The 19,334-nt window shown below is 64.2% G+C and carries 21 protein-coding genes and 2 pseudogenes; 9 read left to right on the top strand and 14 right to left on the bottom strand.

Features of this window, described 5'->3' with window-relative positions; all coding sequences use genetic code 11:
- Nucleotides 1-9 precede the first annotated feature (9 nt).
- Together EOD29_RS14365 and EOD29_RS14360 are read right to left on the bottom strand one after the other, a co-directional pair.
- Nucleotides 10-870: an RNA methyltransferase gene (locus EOD29_RS14365; protein ID WP_127247049.1), complete on the bottom strand. Its 861-nt coding sequence runs from the start codon at nucleotides 868-870 to the stop codon at nucleotides 10-12.
- Complete coding sequence (locus EOD29_RS14360; protein ID WP_067318889.1) at nucleotides 871-1,929, bottom strand: class I SAM-dependent rRNA methyltransferase; 1,059 nt, start codon at nucleotides 1,927-1,929, stop codon at nucleotides 871-873.
- Nucleotides 1,930-2,053: 124 nt separating this feature from the next.
- Here EOD29_RS14360 and EOD29_RS14355 point away from each other — a divergent pair.
- Nucleotides 2,054-2,763 (top strand): annotated as a pseudogene (locus tag EOD29_RS14355) (YafY family protein).
- A 69-nt stretch (nucleotides 2,764-2,832) separates the two neighbouring features.
- A pseudogene (locus EOD29_RS14350) lies at nucleotides 2,833-3,211 on the top strand (VOC family protein).
- A 45-nt stretch (nucleotides 3,212-3,256) separates the two neighbouring features.
- Here the strand turns inward: EOD29_RS14350 and EOD29_RS14345 are convergent.
- From EOD29_RS14345 to sppA, 4 genes are all read right to left on the bottom strand, one after another.
- Entirely contained in the window at nucleotides 3,257-4,228 is a 972-nt protein-coding gene (locus tag EOD29_RS14345; RefSeq protein ID WP_067318887.1) for an ornithine cyclodeaminase family protein, read from the bottom strand.
- Between the two features lie 22 nt (nucleotides 4,229-4,250).
- The gene (locus EOD29_RS14340) at nucleotides 4,251-4,583 is read right to left on the bottom strand and encodes a DUF1049 domain-containing protein (protein WP_067004057.1); all 333 of its coding nucleotides are present in this window, start codon (nucleotides 4,581-4,583) and stop codon (nucleotides 4,251-4,253) included.
- A gap of 60 nt (nucleotides 4,584-4,643) precedes the next feature.
- Entirely contained in the window at nucleotides 4,644-4,928 is a 285-nt protein-coding gene (locus tag EOD29_RS14335) for an integration host factor subunit beta (protein ID WP_027165368.1), read from the bottom strand.
- A 75-nt stretch (nucleotides 4,929-5,003) separates the two neighbouring features.
- Nucleotides 5,004-5,957 (bottom strand): signal peptide peptidase SppA, encoded by a 954-nt coding sequence (gene sppA / locus EOD29_RS14330; RefSeq protein ID WP_127247048.1) that lies wholly within the window; start codon nucleotides 5,955-5,957, stop codon nucleotides 5,004-5,006.
- Between the two features lie 297 nt (nucleotides 5,958-6,254).
- Between sppA and lptC the strand changes: the two genes are divergently transcribed.
- The 6 genes from lptC to ptsN all read left to right on the top strand — a co-directional run bounded on the left by lptC (nucleotide 6,255) and on the right by ptsN (nucleotide 11,532).
- Nucleotides 6,255-6,968, top strand: coding sequence for an LPS export ABC transporter periplasmic protein LptC (gene lptC, locus EOD29_RS14325; protein ID WP_067004053.1), 714 nt, complete (start codon nucleotides 6,255-6,257; stop codon nucleotides 6,966-6,968).
- Nucleotides 6,955-7,572, top strand: a complete 618-nt coding sequence (locus EOD29_RS14320) for an LptA/OstA family protein (protein WP_067004051.1) — start codon at nucleotides 6,955-6,957, stop codon at nucleotides 7,570-7,572. The genes lptC and EOD29_RS14320 overlap by 14 nt, the downstream gene beginning before the upstream one ends.
- On the top strand, nucleotides 7,572-8,390 hold the full coding sequence (lptB, locus tag EOD29_RS14315; protein WP_067318880.1) for an LPS export ABC transporter ATP-binding protein: 819 nt from the start codon (nucleotides 7,572-7,574) through the stop codon (nucleotides 8,388-8,390). Before EOD29_RS14320 ends, lptB begins: the two co-directional genes overlap by 1 nt.
- A gap of 189 nt (nucleotides 8,391-8,579) precedes the next feature.
- Complete coding sequence (gene rpoN / locus EOD29_RS14310) at nucleotides 8,580-10,109, top strand: RNA polymerase factor sigma-54 (protein WP_127247047.1); 1,530 nt, start codon at nucleotides 8,580-8,582, stop codon at nucleotides 10,107-10,109.
- Nucleotides 10,110-10,422: 313 nt separating this feature from the next.
- On the top strand, nucleotides 10,423-11,007 hold the full coding sequence (raiA, locus tag EOD29_RS14305) for a ribosome-associated translation inhibitor RaiA (protein ID WP_067004045.1): 585 nt from the start codon (nucleotides 10,423-10,425) through the stop codon (nucleotides 11,005-11,007).
- Between the two features lie 60 nt (nucleotides 11,008-11,067).
- Nucleotides 11,068-11,532, top strand: coding sequence for a PTS IIA-like nitrogen regulatory protein PtsN (gene ptsN / locus EOD29_RS14300; protein WP_067004043.1), 465 nt, complete (start codon nucleotides 11,068-11,070; stop codon nucleotides 11,530-11,532).
- A 118-nt stretch (nucleotides 11,533-11,650) separates the two neighbouring features.
- On the opposite strand, the gene EOD29_RS14295 is transcribed toward ptsN, so the two are convergent.
- Nucleotides 11,651-11,908: a DUF1150 family protein gene (locus EOD29_RS14295; RefSeq protein ID WP_127247046.1), complete on the bottom strand. Its 258-nt coding sequence runs from the start codon at nucleotides 11,906-11,908 to the stop codon at nucleotides 11,651-11,653.
- 64 nt (nucleotides 11,909-11,972) lie between these two features.
- The gene (locus EOD29_RS14290) at nucleotides 11,973-12,398 is read right to left on the bottom strand and encodes an Hsp20 family protein (protein ID WP_067004038.1); all 426 of its coding nucleotides are present in this window, start codon (nucleotides 12,396-12,398) and stop codon (nucleotides 11,973-11,975) included.
- Nucleotides 12,399-12,538: 140 nt separating this feature from the next.
- Between EOD29_RS14290 and EOD29_RS14285 the strand changes: the two genes are divergently transcribed.
- The gene (locus tag EOD29_RS14285; protein WP_127247045.1) at nucleotides 12,539-13,483 is read left to right on the top strand and encodes a nucleoside hydrolase; all 945 of its coding nucleotides are present in this window, start codon (nucleotides 12,539-12,541) and stop codon (nucleotides 13,481-13,483) included.
- A gap of 483 nt (nucleotides 13,484-13,966) precedes the next feature.
- On the opposite strand, the gene EOD29_RS14275 is transcribed toward EOD29_RS14285, so the two are convergent.
- From EOD29_RS14275 to EOD29_RS14250, 6 genes are all read right to left on the bottom strand, one after another.
- Nucleotides 13,967-14,581 (bottom strand): LysE family translocator, encoded by a 615-nt coding sequence (locus EOD29_RS14275; RefSeq protein WP_067318869.1) that lies wholly within the window; start codon nucleotides 14,579-14,581, stop codon nucleotides 13,967-13,969.
- Between the two features lie 91 nt (nucleotides 14,582-14,672).
- The gene (locus tag EOD29_RS14270; protein ID WP_127247044.1) at nucleotides 14,673-16,124 is read right to left on the bottom strand and encodes an amidase; all 1,452 of its coding nucleotides are present in this window, start codon (nucleotides 16,122-16,124) and stop codon (nucleotides 14,673-14,675) included.
- A 5-nt stretch (nucleotides 16,125-16,129) separates the two neighbouring features.
- Nucleotides 16,130-17,032 (bottom strand): ribokinase, encoded by a 903-nt coding sequence (locus EOD29_RS14265; RefSeq protein ID WP_127247043.1) that lies wholly within the window; start codon nucleotides 17,030-17,032, stop codon nucleotides 16,130-16,132.
- A gap of 149 nt (nucleotides 17,033-17,181) precedes the next feature.
- The gene (locus EOD29_RS14260) at nucleotides 17,182-17,667 is read right to left on the bottom strand and encodes a hypothetical protein (RefSeq protein WP_127247042.1); all 486 of its coding nucleotides are present in this window, start codon (nucleotides 17,665-17,667) and stop codon (nucleotides 17,182-17,184) included.
- A complete protein-coding gene (locus EOD29_RS14255) occupies nucleotides 17,642-18,166 on the bottom strand; it encodes a hypothetical protein (RefSeq protein WP_095800562.1) in 525 nt (174 codons plus the stop codon). Before EOD29_RS14255 ends, EOD29_RS14260 begins: the two co-directional genes overlap by 26 nt.
- Before the next feature lie 225 nt (nucleotides 18,167-18,391).
- Complete coding sequence (locus EOD29_RS14250; protein ID WP_164747393.1) at nucleotides 18,392-19,297, bottom strand: methylated-DNA--[protein]-cysteine S-methyltransferase; 906 nt, start codon at nucleotides 19,295-19,297, stop codon at nucleotides 18,392-18,394.
- Nucleotides 19,298-19,334 lie beyond the last annotated feature (37 nt).

Here is a 19,334-nt window from a genome sequence, read left to right as displayed (position 1 = left end):
TCGCAGCCCTCATCGCGAGTCGGCAGTGGGGTCGAGCTTCAACGCGCCACGCCGGATTTCGAACAGCATGACGCCGGTGGCAACCGCCAGATTGAGAGAATCGGCGCGTCCGGCCTGCGGGATCCTGAGCAGCCGGTCGCAACTATCCGCAAGGCTGTCGGGCAGGCCCTGCTGCTCGTTGCCCATCAACAGCAGCACCGGGCCTCTCGAAAAGTCGACCGAACGGTAGTCGACCGCGCCCTTCAGATGCGTTCCGGCGACGAGGCCCGGAAAGTCGCGTCGCCAGGCCAGAAAAGCCTGCTCCGTCGCCTTCGCGACCGGCACGGCAAAGATCGAGCCCATGGTGGCGCGCACGGTTTCAAGCGAAAACGGATCGGTGGTGTCGCCGACCAGGATGACGCCCCTGGCGCCGACGGCGTCGACGGTGCGGATGACGGTGCCGAGATTGCCGGGATCGCGAACGCGGTCGAGCGCGACCCAGACGTCGCCGTCCGTGGCACGGATATCCTTCAGCGGCAGCGTCTGCTGGACGAAGACGCCGACGACCATTTGCGGATTTTCCCGGCGGGTGATTGCCGCCAGCACCTTTTCCGAGACTTCGAGCACAGTGCCGCCGGCGGCGACAGTGCGCGCCGCGACCTTTTCTATCGCCGCGTTGCCGCGCCCGGCCTTGGCGAAGACGAGCGTCCTGATCGACCAGCCGAGGTCGAGTGCGTCGATGACCAGCTTCAGGCCTTCCGCCATGAAGGCGTTCTGCTGGTCGCGAAACTTCTTCAGCGCCAGCGCCTTGATGTCCTTGACCAGCGGATTGGCGAGGCTGGTGACTTCCTTGACCTGCCCGACGGGCCGGGCTCCATCATGCGGGACCATTCAAGCCACCCAGCGCGAGAACAGCGAGGTCGACAGCGCGCGGCCGGCGGATTTCTCGCGGATGATCAGCTCGCCGGATTCGACCGTGCCGCCCATGCCGGCGAAGGCTTCCCGCATCAAGGCATGGATGGCGAAGAAGGAGGCGCGGATCGAATAGGCGGTCAGCACCACGGCGATCGGCTTCGGCGTCAGGATCGAGCGGCAGAGATCGGTGAGGCCCGGCAGATCCTCGAACAATTGCCAGACCTCGCCCTTGGGACCGCGGCCATACGCGGGCGGGTCGAAGAGCACGATGTCATAGTGGCTGCCACGGCGCTCCTCACGCTCGGCGAACTTAACCGCGTCCTCGACGATCCAGCGGATCGGCTTGTCGGAGAGGCCGGCTCTCTCCTGGTTCTCGCGCGCCCATCCGATCGCCTTCTTCGAGGCGTCGACATGAGTAACCTCTGCGCCGGCGCGCGCCGCCACCAGCGAGGCAAGGCCTGTGTAACCGAAGAGGTTCAGCACCTTGACCGGTCGCCCTGCAGCGGCGATCAGGCCGGCCATGTGGTCCCAATGCGAGGCTTGTTCGGGAAAGACGCCGACATGGCGGAATGAGGTGAAGCGGCCGAGATAGTCGATGCCGTCATGCTTCATCGGCCAGGTCTCGCCGAGCGGCGTTTTTGGAAAACGCCAGCGGCCGATGCCTTCCTCGTCGGTGTCGCCGGTGAAGATGGCGTCGGCGCGCCGCCATTCCTTGGCGGGAAGCGCCCGCTGCCAGATAGCCTGGCCTTCGGGGCGCACGATGCGGTAGGGCCCATACTGCTCCAGTTTTTCGCCGGCGCCGCTGTCCAGCAGAGCATAGTCGGCGTTGGGCGCAACCTCGAGGATCAGCGGCAGGCGCTCGGCGGGCAACGGGCCTTCGCGGCGTGCAAGAGGGCGCTGCGCTGGTTTTGCTTCCTGACGATGATGCGGCTCCGACCTCTCCGCCGAAGCCGCCTCCCGCAGCCGCGACTGGCTGGGGGGATTCGCCGGCTGGCGCGGACGGTTGTCGCGGTTTCGGTCGCGAAAGGACTTCAAGAACAATCTCCGGAACGGCACGCCGCTTTTGGCATAGGCCCTTGACCTTCGCAACCGCATGGTCCGGCGCTGTTCTGTCGCGATGCGATGGACCTCGCCCGAAGAAACGGGCAAGTCTCCGGTCATGTCCCGTTCCGAACGCCTGCTCGACCTGATCCAGATTCTGCGCCGCCACCGCCGGCCGGTCAGCGGCCGCACGCTTGCGGAGGAAATGGGCGTGTCGATCCGCACGCTCTATCGCGACATCGCGACGCTGCAGGGGCAGGGCGCGCCGATCGAAGGCGAGGCGGGGCTGGGCTATGTGCTGAAGCCCGGCTTCATGCTGCCGCCGCTGATGTTCACCGACGAGGAGGTCGAGGCGATCGTGCTCGGCTCGCGCTGGGTGGCGAAACAGCCGGACAAGCGGCTGGCCGCGGCGGCGGCGGATGCGTTGTCCAAGATCGCGGCGGTCTTGCCGGACGATCTGCGTGACGATCTCGACGCCACGACGCTGCTGGTCGGGCCGAATTCAGCGAGCGGCGAGGCGATCGATCTCGGCATCGTCAGGCAGGCGATCCGCAGCGAGCGCAAGCTCGGCTCCTCTACCGCGACGCCGGCGGCGCGGCCTCTGAGCGCATGGTCTGGCCGTTCGCGCTCGGCTTCTTCGACAAGGTGCGGGTGATGGTGGCGTGGTGCGAGCTGCGCCAGGATTTCCGGCATTTCCGCGCCGACCGCATGGCCGATCTCACAGCCACCGAGATCCGCTATCCGCGCCGCCGCCAGGCGATGCTCAAGGAATGGCGAGCGACGCTCGATGAATCGGCCCTGAAAACGGCGCAGGAGCCTACTGGCTGATCGCTGCTGCCAGAATCTGACAGTGGGATGATCTAGCTTGGCCAAGGTTCAAACACCTTGGAGACCGACATGACCACGCCCAATTTCGTCATCCTCTATGTCGACAGCCCCGAGAAGAGCGGCGCGTTCTACGCCTCGCTGCTCGGGCGCCAGCCGGTAGAGGCCTCGCCCACCTTCGCCATGTTCGTCCTCGACAACGGCTTCAAGCTCGGCTTGTGGTCGCGTCACACGGTTGAACCGGCGGCCGCCGCCGCGGGCGGGGGGCGAGCTCGTGCTTGCGATGGAGAATGCGGCCGCGGTCGACGCCACGCATGCGGACTGGGCGGAACGGGGGCTGAGAATGCTACAGGCACCGACCGACATGGATTTCGGACGCACGTTCGTCGCGCTCGATCCCGACGGTCATCGGCTGCGTGTCTATTGGCCGAACGAGGCAGCAGGGCAGTAGGGCGGTCTGGCGGTAGGGGTGTGAGCTTCTCACTACCCTATCCTCTTACTTGCTTGTGCTGAGCGCCTTGTAGACGGCGATGCCGGCGGCGAGATCTTCAAGCGCTGCGCCGACGGACTTGAACAGCGTGATCTCGCTCTCGCTTTGCCGGCCCTGTTTCTCGCCACGCGCCAGTTCGTGCAGGTCGGCGATGACCGCTTCCGGCTTCAGGACACCGGAAGCCAATGGCTGCACGATGTCGCCGGCCTCCTTGGTGGCGCCGGCGCGGGTATCGACATAGACGCGGGCGCGGGAAATGGCATCGTCGTCGCTCTCGCGCATCTGCGGCGTGAAGCCGCCGACCAGGTCGACATGGGCGCCCGGCTTCAACAGCGCGCCCTTGATCAGCGGCGCGGTCGTGATCGTCGCCGACGAGACGATGTCGGCCTCGCCAAGCTCGGTTTCGAGGTCGCCTGCCACGCTTGCTGGAAAGCCTTCGGCATGCAGCGCCGCCGCGACCTTTTCGGCATTGGCCGGCGTGCGGTTCCAGATGCGGATCGACTTAACGGGCCTCACCGCCGAATGCGCCTTGGCGAGGAAGGGTGACAGCGCGCCGGCGCCGATCACCAAGAGCCGCGAGGCGTCCTCGCGGGCGAGATAGGATGCGGCGAGCGCCGAGGCGCAGGCGGTCCGCCATTGCGTCAGCCGCTGGCCGTCGATCAGAGCCTGGGGTTCGCCGGTCACGCCGTCGAGCAGCAGATAGAGGCCCATCACCGCCGGCTTGCCGATCGCGTTGTTGTCCGGCGAGACGGTGACGATCTTGACGCCGATATGGCCGCCGGCCGAGGTGCCGGCGGCGTCGAAGTCGGTCCAGGCCGGCATCAACAAAAGCGTCGAGGCGGCGCCGTCCGGCCGCTCGATCGCGTGATGGTGGCGCACCGGCTGCACGGCGCCTTCGCGGAAGGCGGTGCGCAGTGTCTCGACCAGACCTGAAAAGGTCAGCGCGCGGTCGACCTCGGCGGCCGAAATAGTCAGCATGGAAAGCTCCGTAAGGCGCTGTTTAGTTCGTCGGCTTGGGCAGCGCCGGTCCTTTCGGCGCAGCGGGTGCGCGGCTCACTGCCTGGCGCAAGTTCTCGGCCTCCAGCCCGCGCTGGCGCGCGAGCTTGCGGTAGCGGCCCTGCTTCACCCAGGTCGCCATGCTACCGACGATCATGCCGATGGCCAAAGCCAGGAACAGCAAGATGAAGAGCGGCAAATTCAGCGTCAGCGCCGGATTGCCAGGGTGGAACGGGTCGAGCGTGAAGGCGACGAGGCCGCGATTGGCGACGGCAAGCGCGATCAGGATGACGGCCAGCGGCACGAAGACCACGACGAGCATGACGCGATTGAACATCAAATCTCCTGGAGGTGGCTTAAACGCCGAAACGTCGTTTCCGACCTGCCGGCGCGGCGCCTATTTGCCGCCGTTCAGCCTTTCGCGCAACTCCTTGCCGGTCTTGAAGAACGGCACCCACTTCTCCTCGACCTCGACGGATTCGCCGGTGCGGGGGTTGCGGCCGGTGCGGGCAGGACGGTTTTTCACCGAAAAGGCACCGAAACCGCGCAACTCGACCCTGTTGCCTTCGGCGAGCGCGTCGGTGATCTCGTCAAAGATCGCGCCGACGATGTTTTCAACGTCGCGGAGGAAAAGATGGGGGTTGCGCGCGGCAATGATCTGCACAAGCTCGGACTTGATCATGAACGTTCCCCGTAAACCACTGCGGTCAAATATCAGGATGATTTTATTGCTTTATTTGGTTCGTCCCAATGGTTGTCAAGGGTGCCAGACCGAAACGAGACCGTCAAGGAACAAGCGGTCGGCGCCAAGCTCGTAAATGATGTCGCCGCCGGCATCCGGCAGGCCGAGCGCGTTGGCGACGGCTTTGGTCATGCTTCTCGAAAACAGGAGGCCGTGCCCCTCCGTATCCTTCCATTCGACGACCTTGAGCTTGCTGTCGACGCCTTTGGTCGCCAGCCAGTTGATCGCCTCGGGTTCGCCGCCAACGGCATCAACCAAGTGATTGGCGAGCGCCTGGCGGCCGGTGAAGATCGAACCGTCGGCCAGCGCCTGCGCCTGCTCGCGGGTCATCTTGCGCCGTTCGGCGACAATGCCGACGAACCAGTCATAGCTGTCGAGGATGAGCTTGCGCACCATGGCGCGCTCGTCGTCATTGGTCGGCTTGAACGGCGAGGGCGCAGCCTTGAGCGGCGAGGACTTCACTTCCTCGAGCTTGATGCCGAGCTTGTCCATCAGGCCGCTCACGTCGGGATACTGGATCAGCACGCCGATCGATCCGACGATCGAGGTCTTGCGGGCGACGATGTGGTCGGCCGCGCTTGCGATCATATAGCCGGCGGACGCGGCCAGCGTGCCGACCTCGGCCACCACCGGCTTGTCGGCGGCGAGTTTGCGTACTTCCTCATAGATCGACTCGCCGCCGACCGTGGTGCCTCCGGGCGAATCGATCGACAGGATGACGCCCTTCACCGTTGCGGACTTGCGGATCGTCTCCAGTCTTTTGATCAGCTCCTCGTCCTCGGTGATGGTGCCTTCAATCTTGACCTTCGCGATGTGGTCGATCGCCTGACCGGTGAAATCGTCACCATAGATCCATGCCGAAAACGCGATCAGCGCTGCCGCCAGAATTACAAACGCGGTCACGCGCCAGAACGTCAGCTTGCGGCGCAAGCGGCGGCGGTCGATCAGGTCGTCGGCTCTCATTGCCATGGTCAGCCTCACATTCGGTGGGAAAGGACGCTTTTAAAGCAACCATCCGCGCGGGGCTACCGTTTCCTGACGCCCTGGCCCTTGGCGCAACGCGGCGGTCACGACGACCTCACGAAAAATTAACGCAGCCCGTTCCTATCTGCTATGAAGAGCTGGCAGTGCAGCCGGATTCGTCCTAGTCGTACGGTAGTAGCCGTCACATTTTTGCAGTTTTCCTCCGCTTGTGCTTGCTTGCGGGGACCGGCATACCACCTATAGGCGGTGTTTGGCGGGGCAAGGGCTCATTAGAAAATAGTCATGTTGGCGCGATCTGACGAAACGAGCGATGCCGAAACGGTATCGGCTGCCGCTGGCGAAAGCGGCACGCGCGGCGATGCGTTCGATCGTGCGCAGCGGCATTCGCGCCGCGTGCGCGTGTTGAAATTCGCCGTGCCGCTGCTGGCGGCGGCAATTGCGATCGCCTTTCCGGTCTATTCTTATCTCGCCGCGCCGGTGTCGATCTCGGTGCAGGCCGACGGCACGGCGTTTTCGGACGGCAAGCTGGTGATGGCCAACCCCAAGCTCAACGGCTTCACCAAGCAGAAACTGCCTTATTCGCTGACGGCGACCAGGGCGACACAGGATGTCGGCAAGCAGGGTATCATCGACCTCGAAGGCATCAATGCCAAGCTGCCCGTCGCGAGCGACAATGTGGTGGCGGTCAACGCCGCGCATGGCATCTACGACCGCGACGCCAACACGATGGACCTCACAAGCGATGTCCTGGTGACGACGAGCGACGGCATGGAAGCCAAGTTCAAATCGGTCTTCCTAGACATGGGCAAAGGCTCTATGAAGACCGACAATCCGGTCGATGTCAGCCGCGGCGGATCGCGCATCACCGCCGACTCGATGTCGGTGGAAGAAAACGGCAAGGTCGTGGTCTTCGAGAACCGGGTGCGCGTCAACATCGACGCGGCAAGTCTGAAGGCGGCAGAGGCAAAGGGCGGAGAGCAGAATGCGTCGCAGTAGTTCGGCAAGGCTTGCAGCGGCGGCCTCTCTCTTCATGTTGCTCGGGGCGGCGCCGGCGCTTGCCCAATCCGGCGGCACCAGCCAGATGTCCGGCCTGAAATTGTCAGGCGACCAGCCGATCCAGATCGAAAGCGACAAGCTCGAGGTCCGCCAGGCCGACAGCGCGGCTATCTTCAGCGGCAACGTCACCGTGAATCAGGGGCCGACGCTGCTCAAGGCCGGCAAGATGACGGTCTATTACGTCAAGGATCCAAACGCTCCCAAGGGCGCGGCGGCGGGCGCATCGGCGATGACCGGGGCAGCCAATATCGACCACCTCGTGGTTGAGAACAAAGTCTATATCAAATCGAACGACCAGATCGCCACCGGCGACAAGGGCACGTTCGACATGAAGACCCAGGTGCTCGTTCTTTCCGGCAGCGAAGTCGTGCTCTCGCAGGGCGACAACGTGCTCAAGGGTTGCAAGCTCACTGTTCAGATGAAAAGCGGCCTTGCCAATGTCGACGGTTGCGGCACCGGCGGTCGGGTCATCATGTCGATTACGCCGCAGAAGCAGGGCGCGCCCCAAAAGGGCACGGCCCAGCAGGGAGCGTCGAGCAACTAATGGTCGGCGTATCGTCGCTGCTGGCCCGCCTCCCGGGGCGGACGGCCGCAAAAGCGTCTGCGCCGGCGACGATCGGCGCCGACAAGGCAAAGTTCAAGGGCACCCTGATCGCCAAGGGCCTGACCAAGAGCTATAAGGGCCGCAAGGTGGTGAGCGGCGTGACGCTCGGCGTGCGGGCCGGCGAGGCCGTCGGACTGCTTGGGCCCAACGGCGCCGGCAAGACCACCTGTTTCTACATGGTCACCGGTCTCGTGCCGGTGGACGAAGGCACGATCGAGATCGACGGCTTCGACGTCACCTCGATGCCGATGTACCGGCGCGCCCGCCTCGGCATCGGCTATCTGCCGCAGGAAGCGTCGATCTTCCGGGGCCTCAACGTCGAGCAGAACATTCGCGCCGTTCTGGAAGTGGTGGAAAAGAGCCGCAAGGAACGTGAGCGCACGCTCGACGAGCTGCTCGAGGAATTCCACATCAGCCATCTGCGCAAGGCGCCGTCGATGTCGCTGTCCGGCGGCGAAAGACGCCGCCTCGAGATCGCGCGGGCGCTGGCGACGCGGCCGGCCTATATGCTGCTCGACGAGCCCTTCGCCGGTATCGATCCGATCGCGGTCGCCGACATCCAGCAGCTCGTCCGCCATCTGACCGCGCGCGGCATCGGCGTGCTGATCACCGACCACAATGTGCGTGAGACGCTCGGCCTGATCGACCGCGCCTATATCATCCATGCCGGCCAGGTGCTCACGCATGGCCGCGCCGACGAGATCGTTGCCAACGCCGATGTGCGGCGGCTCTATCTCGGCGAGGGTTTTACGCTCTAGACGCGAAAATTCCGGTTCCGCGGCAATTTCTCGCTGAATTTTCCGGCTTTATGCCTGCTCTGTCCGCGAATAACGCTCCGGTAAGCCGTCTCTGCTAGCGTTTTCCTTGACAAGCAAAAGCCGGGCCAGTTTCTATGCCCGACCGAAAAACGGCAGCTCGATGCGTAGACGAGGCGTTTGAATCCAACCATGGCGCTGGCGGCCAAACTGCAGCTCAGACAGTCCCAGTCGCTGGTGATGACGCCCCAGCTGATGCAGTCGATCCGGCTGCTGCAGCTCACCCATGTCGAGCTCGACCGCTTCATCGACGAGGAAATCGAGCGCAATCCGCTCTTGGAGCGAGCCGAGCCGCAGGACGATGCGGGCGGCGACCAGCCGCAGAAGAGCGAGACCGCTCCAGAATCCGCCGCCGGGGACGACTGGTTCGAAAGCGAGACGGAATGGAGCGCCGAGGCGATCTCGGAAAAGCTCGACTCTTCGCTGGAGAACCTGTTTCCCGACGACCCCGGCACCAGCGAAAAGCTCGGACCGGATCTCACCGCGCAGTGGAAGTCGGCATCCGCGGGCAGCGGCGGCAGCGCTTCGTCGGAAGGCTTCGACGTCGGCGAGATGGCCGCGACCATCGTGACGCTGCGCGAGCATGTCGGCGAACAGATCGCGCTTGCCTTCTCCAAACCCGCCGAGCGCCTGATTGCCGGCGAGCTTGCCGACAGCCTCGACGAAGCGGGCTATCTGCGCGCCGATCTGGAAGAGATTGCCGCGCGGCTGGGGGCGGACATGGGAGCGGTCGCGCGAGCCCTCGCGGTCTGCCAGACCTTCGAGCCGGCCGGCCTGTTTGCCCGCGACCTCGCCGAATGCCTGTCGCTGCAGCTTGCCGCACGCGACCGGCTCGATCCGGCGATGAAGGCCCTGGTGGCTAATCTCGAACTCCTGGCGCGGCGGGATTTCCAGACGCTGAAACGCATCTGCGGCGTCGACGAGGAAGACCTTCTCGACATGCTGGCCGAGATCCGGGCGCTCGATCCGCGTCCCGGCACCGCGTTTTCGGGCGGCGCGAGCGACGCCATCGTTGCCGACGTCGAGGTGCGGGCCGCTGCCGACGGCAGCTGGGCGGTGGAGCTCAACGCCGACACGCTGCCGCGAGTTTTGGTCGATCATGTCTATTTCGCCCGGGTTTCCGGCCATGCCAAGGACCAGGCGGAAAAGGAGTTTCTGGCCGAATGCCTGCAGAACGCCAACTGGCTGACGCGCAGCCTCGACCAGCGGGCGAAGACGATCCTGAAAGTGGCTTCGGAAATCGTGCGCCAGCAGGACGCGTTCCTCGTCCATGGCGTGCGGCATCTCAAGCCGCTCAACCTGCGCACGGTGGCCGACGCGATCGGCATGCATGAATCGACGGTGAGCCGCGTCACTGCCAACAAATACATGCTGACGCCTCGCGGCGTGTTCGAGCTGCGCTATTTCTTCACCGCTTCGATCGCCTCGGCGGAAGGCGGCGAAGCGCATTCGTCGGAAGCCGTGCGTGACCGCATCAAGCAGCTGATCGACGAGGAAAAGCCCGCCGATGTGCTTTCCGACGACGCTATCGTCGACATGCTGCGGGAAAGCGGCGTCGACATCGCCCGCCGCACGGTCGCCAAATACCGGGAAGGCATGAACATTCCTTCATCGGTGCGGCGGCGCCGGGAGAAGCGGGCGCTGGCCAACGCCGGGCGATAGGGCAGTTGATATTCATCGGGCCTGACCTAGTTTGGTCCGAGCTGAGGAATGGCGATTTTTCACAGTTTTCGTGTTTCATTGACAAGCTGCAATGAAGTGTCTAGAAGCCCGCCCGCATGAGCCGGGCCGTGATGCCCGCCTCGCGAATGGCTCCGTCAAAGCGAAGGCCTCGGACGGCCAGAAGGCGACTTGTGATCAACCGGAAAGTTCGGGTCTAAAATCGGCGCGCGTGCCGCCGCAAAGCTTGTGCGCGCGCACCACGGGTATAAACTTGGAACAGTTTGAAGCCTGAGCAGGGAAGGTCAGTTTTCAGATGAATCTGCGCATTTCGGGAAAACACATGGACATCGGCGATGCGTTCCGTACGCGCATCAACGATCGTGTCAACGAAGCGATTGAAAAATATTTCGATCGGGGTTTTTCAGGACATGTAACGGTCATCAAAGCGGGATCGCGCTTCTCGGCCGATTGCATGATCCGCCTCGATTCCGGCGCCTCGCTGCAGGCGACCGGGGACGCCCAGGATCCCACGCTTGCCTTCGAGGCGGCCGCCGATCGCCTCGAAACGCGGCTCAGGCGCTACAAGCGCCGGCTGAAGTCGCACAATTCCAGCAACGGCAACGGCGAATCCACCGACATCGCCTACGCCGTGATGGAGCCGCTCGCCGACGACGAAGAGGAAATCCCGGAGAACTTCGCTCCGGCCATCGTCGCCGAATCGACCGTGACGCTTCGCACCATGTCGGTGGCGTCTGCCGTCATCGAACTCGATACCAAGGACAGCCCGGTTTTCGTCTTCCGCAACGCCGGAAACGACCACGTCAATATTGTCTACCGCCGGCCGGATGGAAACATCGGCTGGATCGATCCGTCGACCACCAAAGTCGCGCAGGGATAAGAAAGCCGGCCGCGCGAGGGGGACGACCGGCGCGGTAGGCGAGCAAGGGATTTTTCAGGCATGGATCTCAGCGATCTCATCAGCGTCCCGGCTATCATGCCGGCGTTGAAGGCGAATTCCAAAAAACAGCTTCTGCAATTGCTGTCGGAGAGGGCGGCGGCGATTTCAGGCATTCCGGAGCGGGAAGTGTTCGACACCATCCTGCAGCGTGAGCGGCTGGGCTCCACCGGCGTCGGCAACGGCATCGCCATTCCGCATGGCAAGCTCGCAGGGGTCAAGCGGATCGCAGGCGTGTTTGCCCGGCTGGAGGCGCCGGTCGATTTCGAGGCGCTCGACGACCAGCCGGTCGACCTGGTGTTTCTGCTGCTTGCGCCCGAAGGCGCCGGCGCCGACCATCTTAAGGCGCTGTCGCGTATCGCGCGCGTGCTGCGCGATGGCGATACGGTGGCCAAGATCAGGGGGACGCGCGACGCAGTGGCGATCCACGCGCTGCTGTCGGACACTCAAGCCTCGCACGCGGCCTGAAGTTTGGGTGAAGCTGGTCTTTGGATAAACCCGGTTTTTGGGATATAACCTTGAGGGGCCGCCGGGAGCGGCCCTTTCCAATTCAGGCAACGACCCCAAATTCAAATAGTGATTGGGGTCAATGGATGGCGACCGTGGTCAGGTCGTTCTCCAGCGCACCCGCCAGGGCCCGGTCACGGGCATCGGAAAGCAGGATCGGCTGACCGTTGGCGGCAAACAGCGCCCACAGTTCCAGCCCGGGCGCGATTTCGCCGAGGCCGGGGAAGCGGCCGCGCAAATCGTCGCTCGATACTTTCCTCAGATATGCGACCGAACCTTCGCCGAGATGGGCGAATTCGCCGCTGGTCATGGTCAGGGTTTCGTCAATTCTGGTCATTACAAGCCTCCTTGGCGCAAGGACGCCACTTCCGGCCGTCCCGCATTAGAGCCATCGGCAAAGATCAGTCTTTCACCGATATGTTTATTTTCCGTACCAGCCGCTCGGCCTCCGGACGGTCGAGATCGATCGACAAAAGGCCGTTCTTCAATTCCGCGCCGACTACCCGCATGCCGTCGGCCAGCACGAAGCAGCGCTGGAACTGGCGAGCGGCGATGCCGCGGTGGAGGAACTCGCGCTCGGTGTCGTCGGTCTGACGGCCGCGCACGATCAACTGGTTTTCCTCGGTGGTGACATCGAGGTCGTTCTCTGCGAAACCCGCCACGGCAAGTGTGATGCGCAGCCTTTCGGCCTTGCCGTCCGAGGCGCCCAGACGCTCGATGTTATACGGAGGGTAGCTGTCGCCCGACTTCGCCAGACGTTCGAGCGTCTTTTCCATCGCGTCGAAGCCCAGAAGAAGCGGGCTGGAGAAGGGCGTCATTCGACTCATTGTTACACTGTCCTCTTAAGAGCGACACAAACCGGAAAAACCCGGATGGCATTTTTCCCGATGGTCTTGATATGGTCCGCCGCGCGATCAAGTTCAAGCCGTCAAAACCCCGCCCAAAAAGACTCCCCAAAGGAATTGAAATGCCCCAGTCACGAAAGATCATCATCGACACGGATCCCGGCCAGGACGATGCCGTCGCGATATTGCTGGCGCTCGGCAGCGCCGAGCTGGAGGTCGTCGGCATCACCGCCGTTGCCGGCAACGTGCCGCTTAAGCTCACGGAGAAGAATGCGCGCAAGATCTGCGAGCTCGGCGGCCGGCCCGACGTCAAGGTCTATGCCGGCGCCATCCGCCCGCTGGCGCGCGAGCTCGTCACCGCCGAGGACGTGCATGGCAAGACCGGCCTCAATGGACCCCAGCTGCCCGAACCGACCATGCCGCTGCAGGAGCAATACGCGGTCGATTTCATTGTCGAGACGCTGATGCGCGAGGAAGCGGGCACGATCACGTTGTGCCCACTCGGGCCGCTTACCAACATCGCGCTGGCGCTGATCCGCGAGCCGCGGATCGCGCCGCGTCTCAAGGAGATCGTGCTGATGGGCGGCGGCTTTTTCGAGGGCGGCAACGTCACGCCTGCCGCCGAATTCAACATCTACGTCGACCCGCAGGCGGCGGATTTGGTGTTCAAGTCGGGCGTTCCGATCGTGATGATGCCGCTCGACGTCACCCACAAGGCACTGACCTCGGCCAAGCGCATCCAGGCCTTCCGCCAGCTCGGCACCAAGGTCGGCACCGCAACCGCCGAGATGCTGGAGTTCTTCGAGCGCTTCGATGAGGAGAAATACGGCACCGACGGCGGGCCGCTGCACGATCCGTGCGTGATCGCCTATCTCATCAAGCCGGAGCTGTTCAAGGGTCGCCGCTGCAATGTCAGCGTGGAGACCAGCTCCGAGCTGACCATGGGCATGACGGTGATCGACTGGTGGGGCGTCACCAAGCGCGAGAAGAACGCCATGGTCATGCGCGATATCGACCACGATGCGTTCTTCGCGCTGCTGGTGGAGCGGCTGGGGCGGCTCACCTGACTGTCAAAGCGGCCAAGCGAGCACACGTCGTCACGCGTTGAGCAACCGATAGGTGTCGACACCGTGCTTGTGGTGCTGTCGCTCGATGGGAAGGACGGAGCCGACAAGATGGGGGTCGCCTCACATCGTCGTCGACAGATATCCGTGTGTTGTCGTCATCAAGGCGCAGATCGTAGGTGTAGTATAGATTGTGGCCGATCGTGCCGTACGGATTGATGGGCTTCACCCTGACGTATTCGACCACGCCCATCACGCGTTGAGTGGCGATGACCGGATTGGCCTGAAGCTCAACGATGGCGATGGATTCGTAGCCGCAAATGCGCAGAAGAAAGCGACGCCGATCACGGCGTCGCTGTACTCATATTGCCAAATAAGCAAGCGATTCCGGAAGGAAACGTTTGACTTGTTCATCCTGAAGAAGTGTGCTGCCAAGCACAACTATTCAATAGGCGTCAAAAATAACTGCGACCAGAGTATTCGCTCTCATTTCGCCTTGGAGAACGCCAGCCAGAGCCCGCCGCCGACCAGGAAGCTGCCGCTGATCCGCGACATCAGCTTAACGCGGCTGGCCGAGAGCATGCGCCCGGCGCGGCCGGCGGCAAGCGCGTAGGTCGAATCCGACATGGCGGCGAAGACCATCGCGGTCAGGCCCGTGACCACGATCTGCAGCGTGTAATTGCCCTGTGGCGCGATGAACTGCGGGAAGAAGGCGCCGAAGAAGACAAGCGTCTTCGGATTGGAAATCGCCACCAGGAAACCCTGCAGGAAGAAGCCGCCGCGCGGTTTCTTGGCCGATCCATCGGGGTTCAGGGCTCCCTTGGCGCGGAGCATCTGCACACCCATCCAGATGAGGTAAGCCGCACCGATCAGCCGCACCCATTCGAACCAGTGACCCATGCCGGCGATCAGCGTGTTGAGGCCGATGCCGACGATGGCGATCATGATGGCGAGCCCCGCCTGGGTGCCGGCGACATTGGCAAGCCCGGCGCGCGAGCCATGGCGGATGCTGTTGGCGATGATCAGCGTGACCGTCGGCCCGGGTACCAGGACGATGACGATGCAGGCGACGACATAGGCGGCGTAGAGTTCCAGCGACATGTTTTCCCTCGAACAGGATCGCGCCGACAGGCGCGGAGCGCGATCAATGCACGGAGTTGACGCGGGCGCAAGCGCCAGCCGGTTGAGCCCGTCAGGCAGCCCCCGCCGGCCAGGGCAGCGTCGCCTCATAGGCGGCGCCGGCCTGGAGGACCGCCAGGTCGCCGCGCGGCTGGCCGATCAACTGCATTCCCATCGGCCGGCCCTTGCCGTCGAAGCCGACCGGCACGTTGAGCGCCGGACAACCGCCGAGCGTGGCAAAGGCGGAGACCTGCATCCAGCGGTGATAGCTGTCCATCGGCCGTCCGACGATCTCGCGCGGCCAATGCGTCGAGACCTCGAAGGGGAAGACCTGGGCGGTCGGTAGCACGATGAGGTCGAAGCGCTCGAACAGCGACAGCAGCGTGCGGTGCCATGAGGTGCGCCGGACCGAGGCGGCATGGACTTGGGGCGCGGTAAGGCGCATCGCCTGCTCAACTTCCCAAATGGCCTCCGGCTTCAGCAGCCTGAGCTTTTCCGGATCGTCATAATGCGCCTTCAGTCCGCAGCCGCTGCTCGCCTGGCGCAAGGTGACAAAAGCCAGCCAGAGCGCCTCGAAATCGACATCCGGCACCAGCGTTTCGCTGTGGAACGCGGCGTCCGCGAAGCGGGCAAGGGCGGCCTCGCACAGGTCGAGAATGCCTGGCCCCATCGGCAGATGGCCGCCGAAATCGCCGAGCCAGGCGATGCGGCCGCCGGTGGCTTTCTCCCGCAGGCCTTCGAGAAACGACCCCTGCTTGTCATGCGACAATGGCGCCCGCGGATGATAGCCGGCCTGCTCATCGAGCAGCAGCGCGATGTCGCGCACATTCCGGCCCATCGGCCCTTCGACGCCCATCTGGGCGTGGAAGACATCGATGTCGGGGCCGGCCGGCACCAGCCCTTGCGAGGGGCGGAAGCCATAGACGTTGTTGTAGGCCGCCGGATTGCGCAGCGAGCCGCCGAAATCGCTGCCGTCGGCGACCGGCACCATGTCGAGCGCCAGCGCCACCGCAGCGCCGCCGCTCGAGCCGCCGGCGGTGAGCGTCGGATCGAAGGCATTGAGCGTCGGACCGAAGACCGGATTGTAGGTGTTGGAGCCCAGCCCGAATTCCGGAACATTGGTCTTGCCGATGATGATGGCGCCGGCCTTGCGCAGGCGCTCGACGAAGAAATCGTCCTCTTGCGGGATGAAATCGGCGAAGATCGGCGAGCCGAAGGTTGTTCTTAAGCCCTTGGTCAGGGCGAGGTCCTTGATGGCGATCGGCAGGCCGAACAGCGATCCGGCCGCGCCGCCCCGTGCCAAATGGGCGTCCGCCCTGTCGGCTTCCGCCAGGATATCGGCGCGCTCGCGCAGCGACACGATGGCGTTGACCAGCGGGTTCACAGCATCGATGCGGTCGAGAAAGGCGCTGACGACCTCGCGCGCCGACAGACGGCGCTGCCTGATCGTGTCGGTAAGTTCTACGGCGGACAAGCGACAGATGTCGCTTGCCGGCGGCACGGCGTGTTTCGTCGACGGGCGCATCGCCGTCACCGCGCGGCCAAGGCCGCGTCGACATCCTTCGCCAGCGGAATCGCCGGCTGCGCACCCGGCTTCAAGCATGCGAGCGAGCCTGCCGCCGCGGCGCGCGTGAGCGCCTGTTCGAGCGAGAGGCCGGACGACAGGCCGGCGCCCAAATAGCCGCAAAAGGTGTCGCCCGCGCCGACCGTGTCGACCGGAGTTATCTTCAGTGCCGGGACGGTGATGAAATGGTCGGGAGTGGCAGCCAGCACGCCGTCGCCGCCGAGCGTCACGACGATGGCGCGGCCTGTCTTTTCGGCATAGTCGCGCATCCGCGCCTCCCGGTCGCGGCCGGTGAGCACCAGCGCCTCGCCATAGAGGTCGAACTCGGTCTCGTTGGCGACGGCGTAGTCGGCCTTGCCGAGAAAGCCGGCCGCCTCGGGGCGGAAAGGCGCGGTGTTGAGCACGCTGACGGCACCCGCCGCGCGGGTTGCATCAAGCGCCGCTTCGACCGTGGGCAGCGGGATCTCGTGCTGCAAAAGCACGACATCGCCCTTCTTCAGATACGCCTTGGCGATGTCGCCGGGCAGTACAGAATCGTTAGCGCCCGGCACGACGGCGATCACATTCTCGCCGTCGGCACCGACCAGGATGAGCGCTGTGCCGGTGGAGGCGAAGCTCTCGCCGACGCCGGAAAGATCGACACCGCCGGCCTTCAGCAGCGCCAGCGCTTCGGCGGCAAAGCTGTCCTTGCCGACGGCGCCGACCATGCGCACTTCAGCGCCTGCGCGGGCCGCGGCCAGCGCCTGGTTGGCGCCTTTGCCGCCGGGAGCGGTGGCAAAGCCGGAGCCGCGGACCGTCTCGCCGGGTTCAGGCAAACGGTCGACATTGGCGATCAGGTCGAGGTTGATCGAGCCGACGATGATGATCAAGAAAGGCCTCCTGCACGAGCGGGCGAGCCTTCGATCGAAGGCCGATGCCGCAAGTCCTTGCATTTACGCAGTTGCTTGCGCGAGAGGCTAGCCGCAAAGACCGTCTATTGCCAGATCAAGCCGGTTGTGCGCCGCACCGGCCCACAGCATCATTCGCAGCGCACCGTCACCGTGCCCTGGTAGTTCCCGGCCGGGAAGATGCCCGGCGATTTCGTGGCCGTGAGATCGACCTGGATGGTGTGAGTGCCGTTGGTCACCCGCTGCGGCGAACTGCCCGGGATGTCCGAGCCTGAGCCATCGAGGCGGAAGACGGTGGCGAAGGTGACGTCGGTGTCGCCGCCGCTCGGCGCGGACGTGAAGGCAATCGGCGCCGGTGCCGAGACGGAATAGCAGTCGAGCAGGTTGAGGATCGTGCATAGCGTCGCATTCGCGGTGATGGTGGCGCCGGCGCTCGACCCGCCCGCCTGCCTGGAGCCGAAGATATTGATGGCGGGGTTCGATTTCATCGTTCCCGAGGCGCCGATCATGATGGTGCAAGTGCCGATGATCGCCGCCGAAGCCGGGAGCGAGAAGCTTGCAAGCGCAGCCACCGCGGCGATCAGCGCGCGGCTATTTCTTTTTCTTTTTCTTGTCATTGCCGGTTGTGCCTCTGATGCTCCAGCCCTCGTTAGCCCATCCAGTCGATGCGGCAGCGGAGGCGGTCGCGGGATTGGGAGCAGCCACGCTTCCCGTCTGGCCGTCGGCGCCGAGACCCATCTTGAGCAGCTTCAATTCGAGCTGCAGGCGCTCGACCTCGAGTTCGTAGAGGCGGCTGCAATCCACGCGCTTCGGCGTCCGCCCGATCGGGACCACCACGCGGCCGTAAGTGGCGAGGTCGCTGTTCGACTGGCTGTTGCTGTTGCCGCGGATGACGCCGACGTCCAGATAGGCGCCGCTGCCGGAAACGGCCGAGCGGCAGGTCGTGCCGTCGGAAGCATGAACCTCGTCCTGGCCCTGGGGCAGGGTGACACCGGGCAAGGTGAAGCCAGTCTGGTTCTGGTTCAGGTTCAGTATATCCTCCGCCTGACTTGCGACCGCCAAGGCGGGCAGCAGGGCAAGCGTCAGAACCTGCGATGCCCGAAGAACTTTCCGCATATCTGTGCCCTTAGCAAATGCGGCTCAATACAGAGGTATCATCCGCTTATCGTGGTTAATTTAGCGTTAAACAAGATAACGACCGCAAACAATTCAAAATACAACCGGCGAAACCTGAGGTTGCCTCCGGTTGCATTTCCCGATATTTCGGATGTATTGTTTCGTTATACTTACCTATATTCAGATCCACGGTTTTTCGCAATGGCGTGCGGAAAAAACGAAGTTTCAAGACGCCATTTGTCCCGCCTCCCAGCCGAGGATGGCGCGCTTGCGTGTGAGGCCCCAGTGATAGCCGGTGAGCGCGCCGGACTTGCCCAGCGCGCGATGGCAGGGCACCACGAAGGACATGGGGTTGGCGCCCACCGCGGCACCCACGGCCCTGCTGGCGCTCGGCGCGCCGATGCTTGCCGCGATCGAGGAATAGGTGCAGGCCCTGCCCATCGGAATGCGCAGCAGCGCCTCCCAGACGCGCAGCTGGAAGTCGGTACCGATCATCACCACGCGCAGAGGCTGGTCCGCACGCCATTTGGTCGGATCGAAGACGCGCGCGGCATAGGGCTGGGTGGCCGACATGTCCTCGACGTAAGCTGCGTTCGGCCAGCGGCCGGACATGTCGGCGAAGGCAGCCCGCTCGCCGCCGGCGTCGCAGAAGGCCAGGCCGGCCAGCCCGCGATCGGTGACCATGATCAACGCGATGCCGAAGGGCGAGATATGATAGCCGTAGCGGATGGTCAGGCCGGCGCCGCGGGTCTTGTAGTCGCCGGGCGACATCGCTTCGTGCGTGACGAAGAGGTCGTGCAGCCGGCCAGGGCCCGACATGCCGAGCTCGAACGAGGTTTCGAGCAGCGGCATGCCGGAATCAAGCAGCCTGCGCGCATGGTCGAGCGTCACCGCCTGCAGAAAGGCCTTGGGCGACAGGCCGGCCCAGCGCGTGAACAGTTTCTGCAGGCCCGTCGGCGTCTCGCCGACCGCCTCGGCCAGGACCTCCAGCGAGGGCTGGTCGCGATAGTCGAGGCTGATCTTCTCGATGGCGCGGCGCACGATTTCGTAGTCGCTGCCCACGGGCGTGATGTCGTTCTGCAGGATCGCTGACGGTTCCATCCGGGTATTCATGGTCATCTGGACGTTCATGGCAATATCTCCCATGGCTATCTGCTCGGCCGCGAAT

It is taken from the genome of Mesorhizobium sp. M1A.T.Ca.IN.004.03.1.1 (assembly GCF_003997555.1).
Classification (GTDB): Bacteria; Pseudomonadota; Alphaproteobacteria; order Rhizobiales; family Rhizobiaceae; genus Mesorhizobium.
Note: the sequence above shows the minus strand (reverse complement) of the source record. Positions and strands in the feature narration are given on the sequence as shown.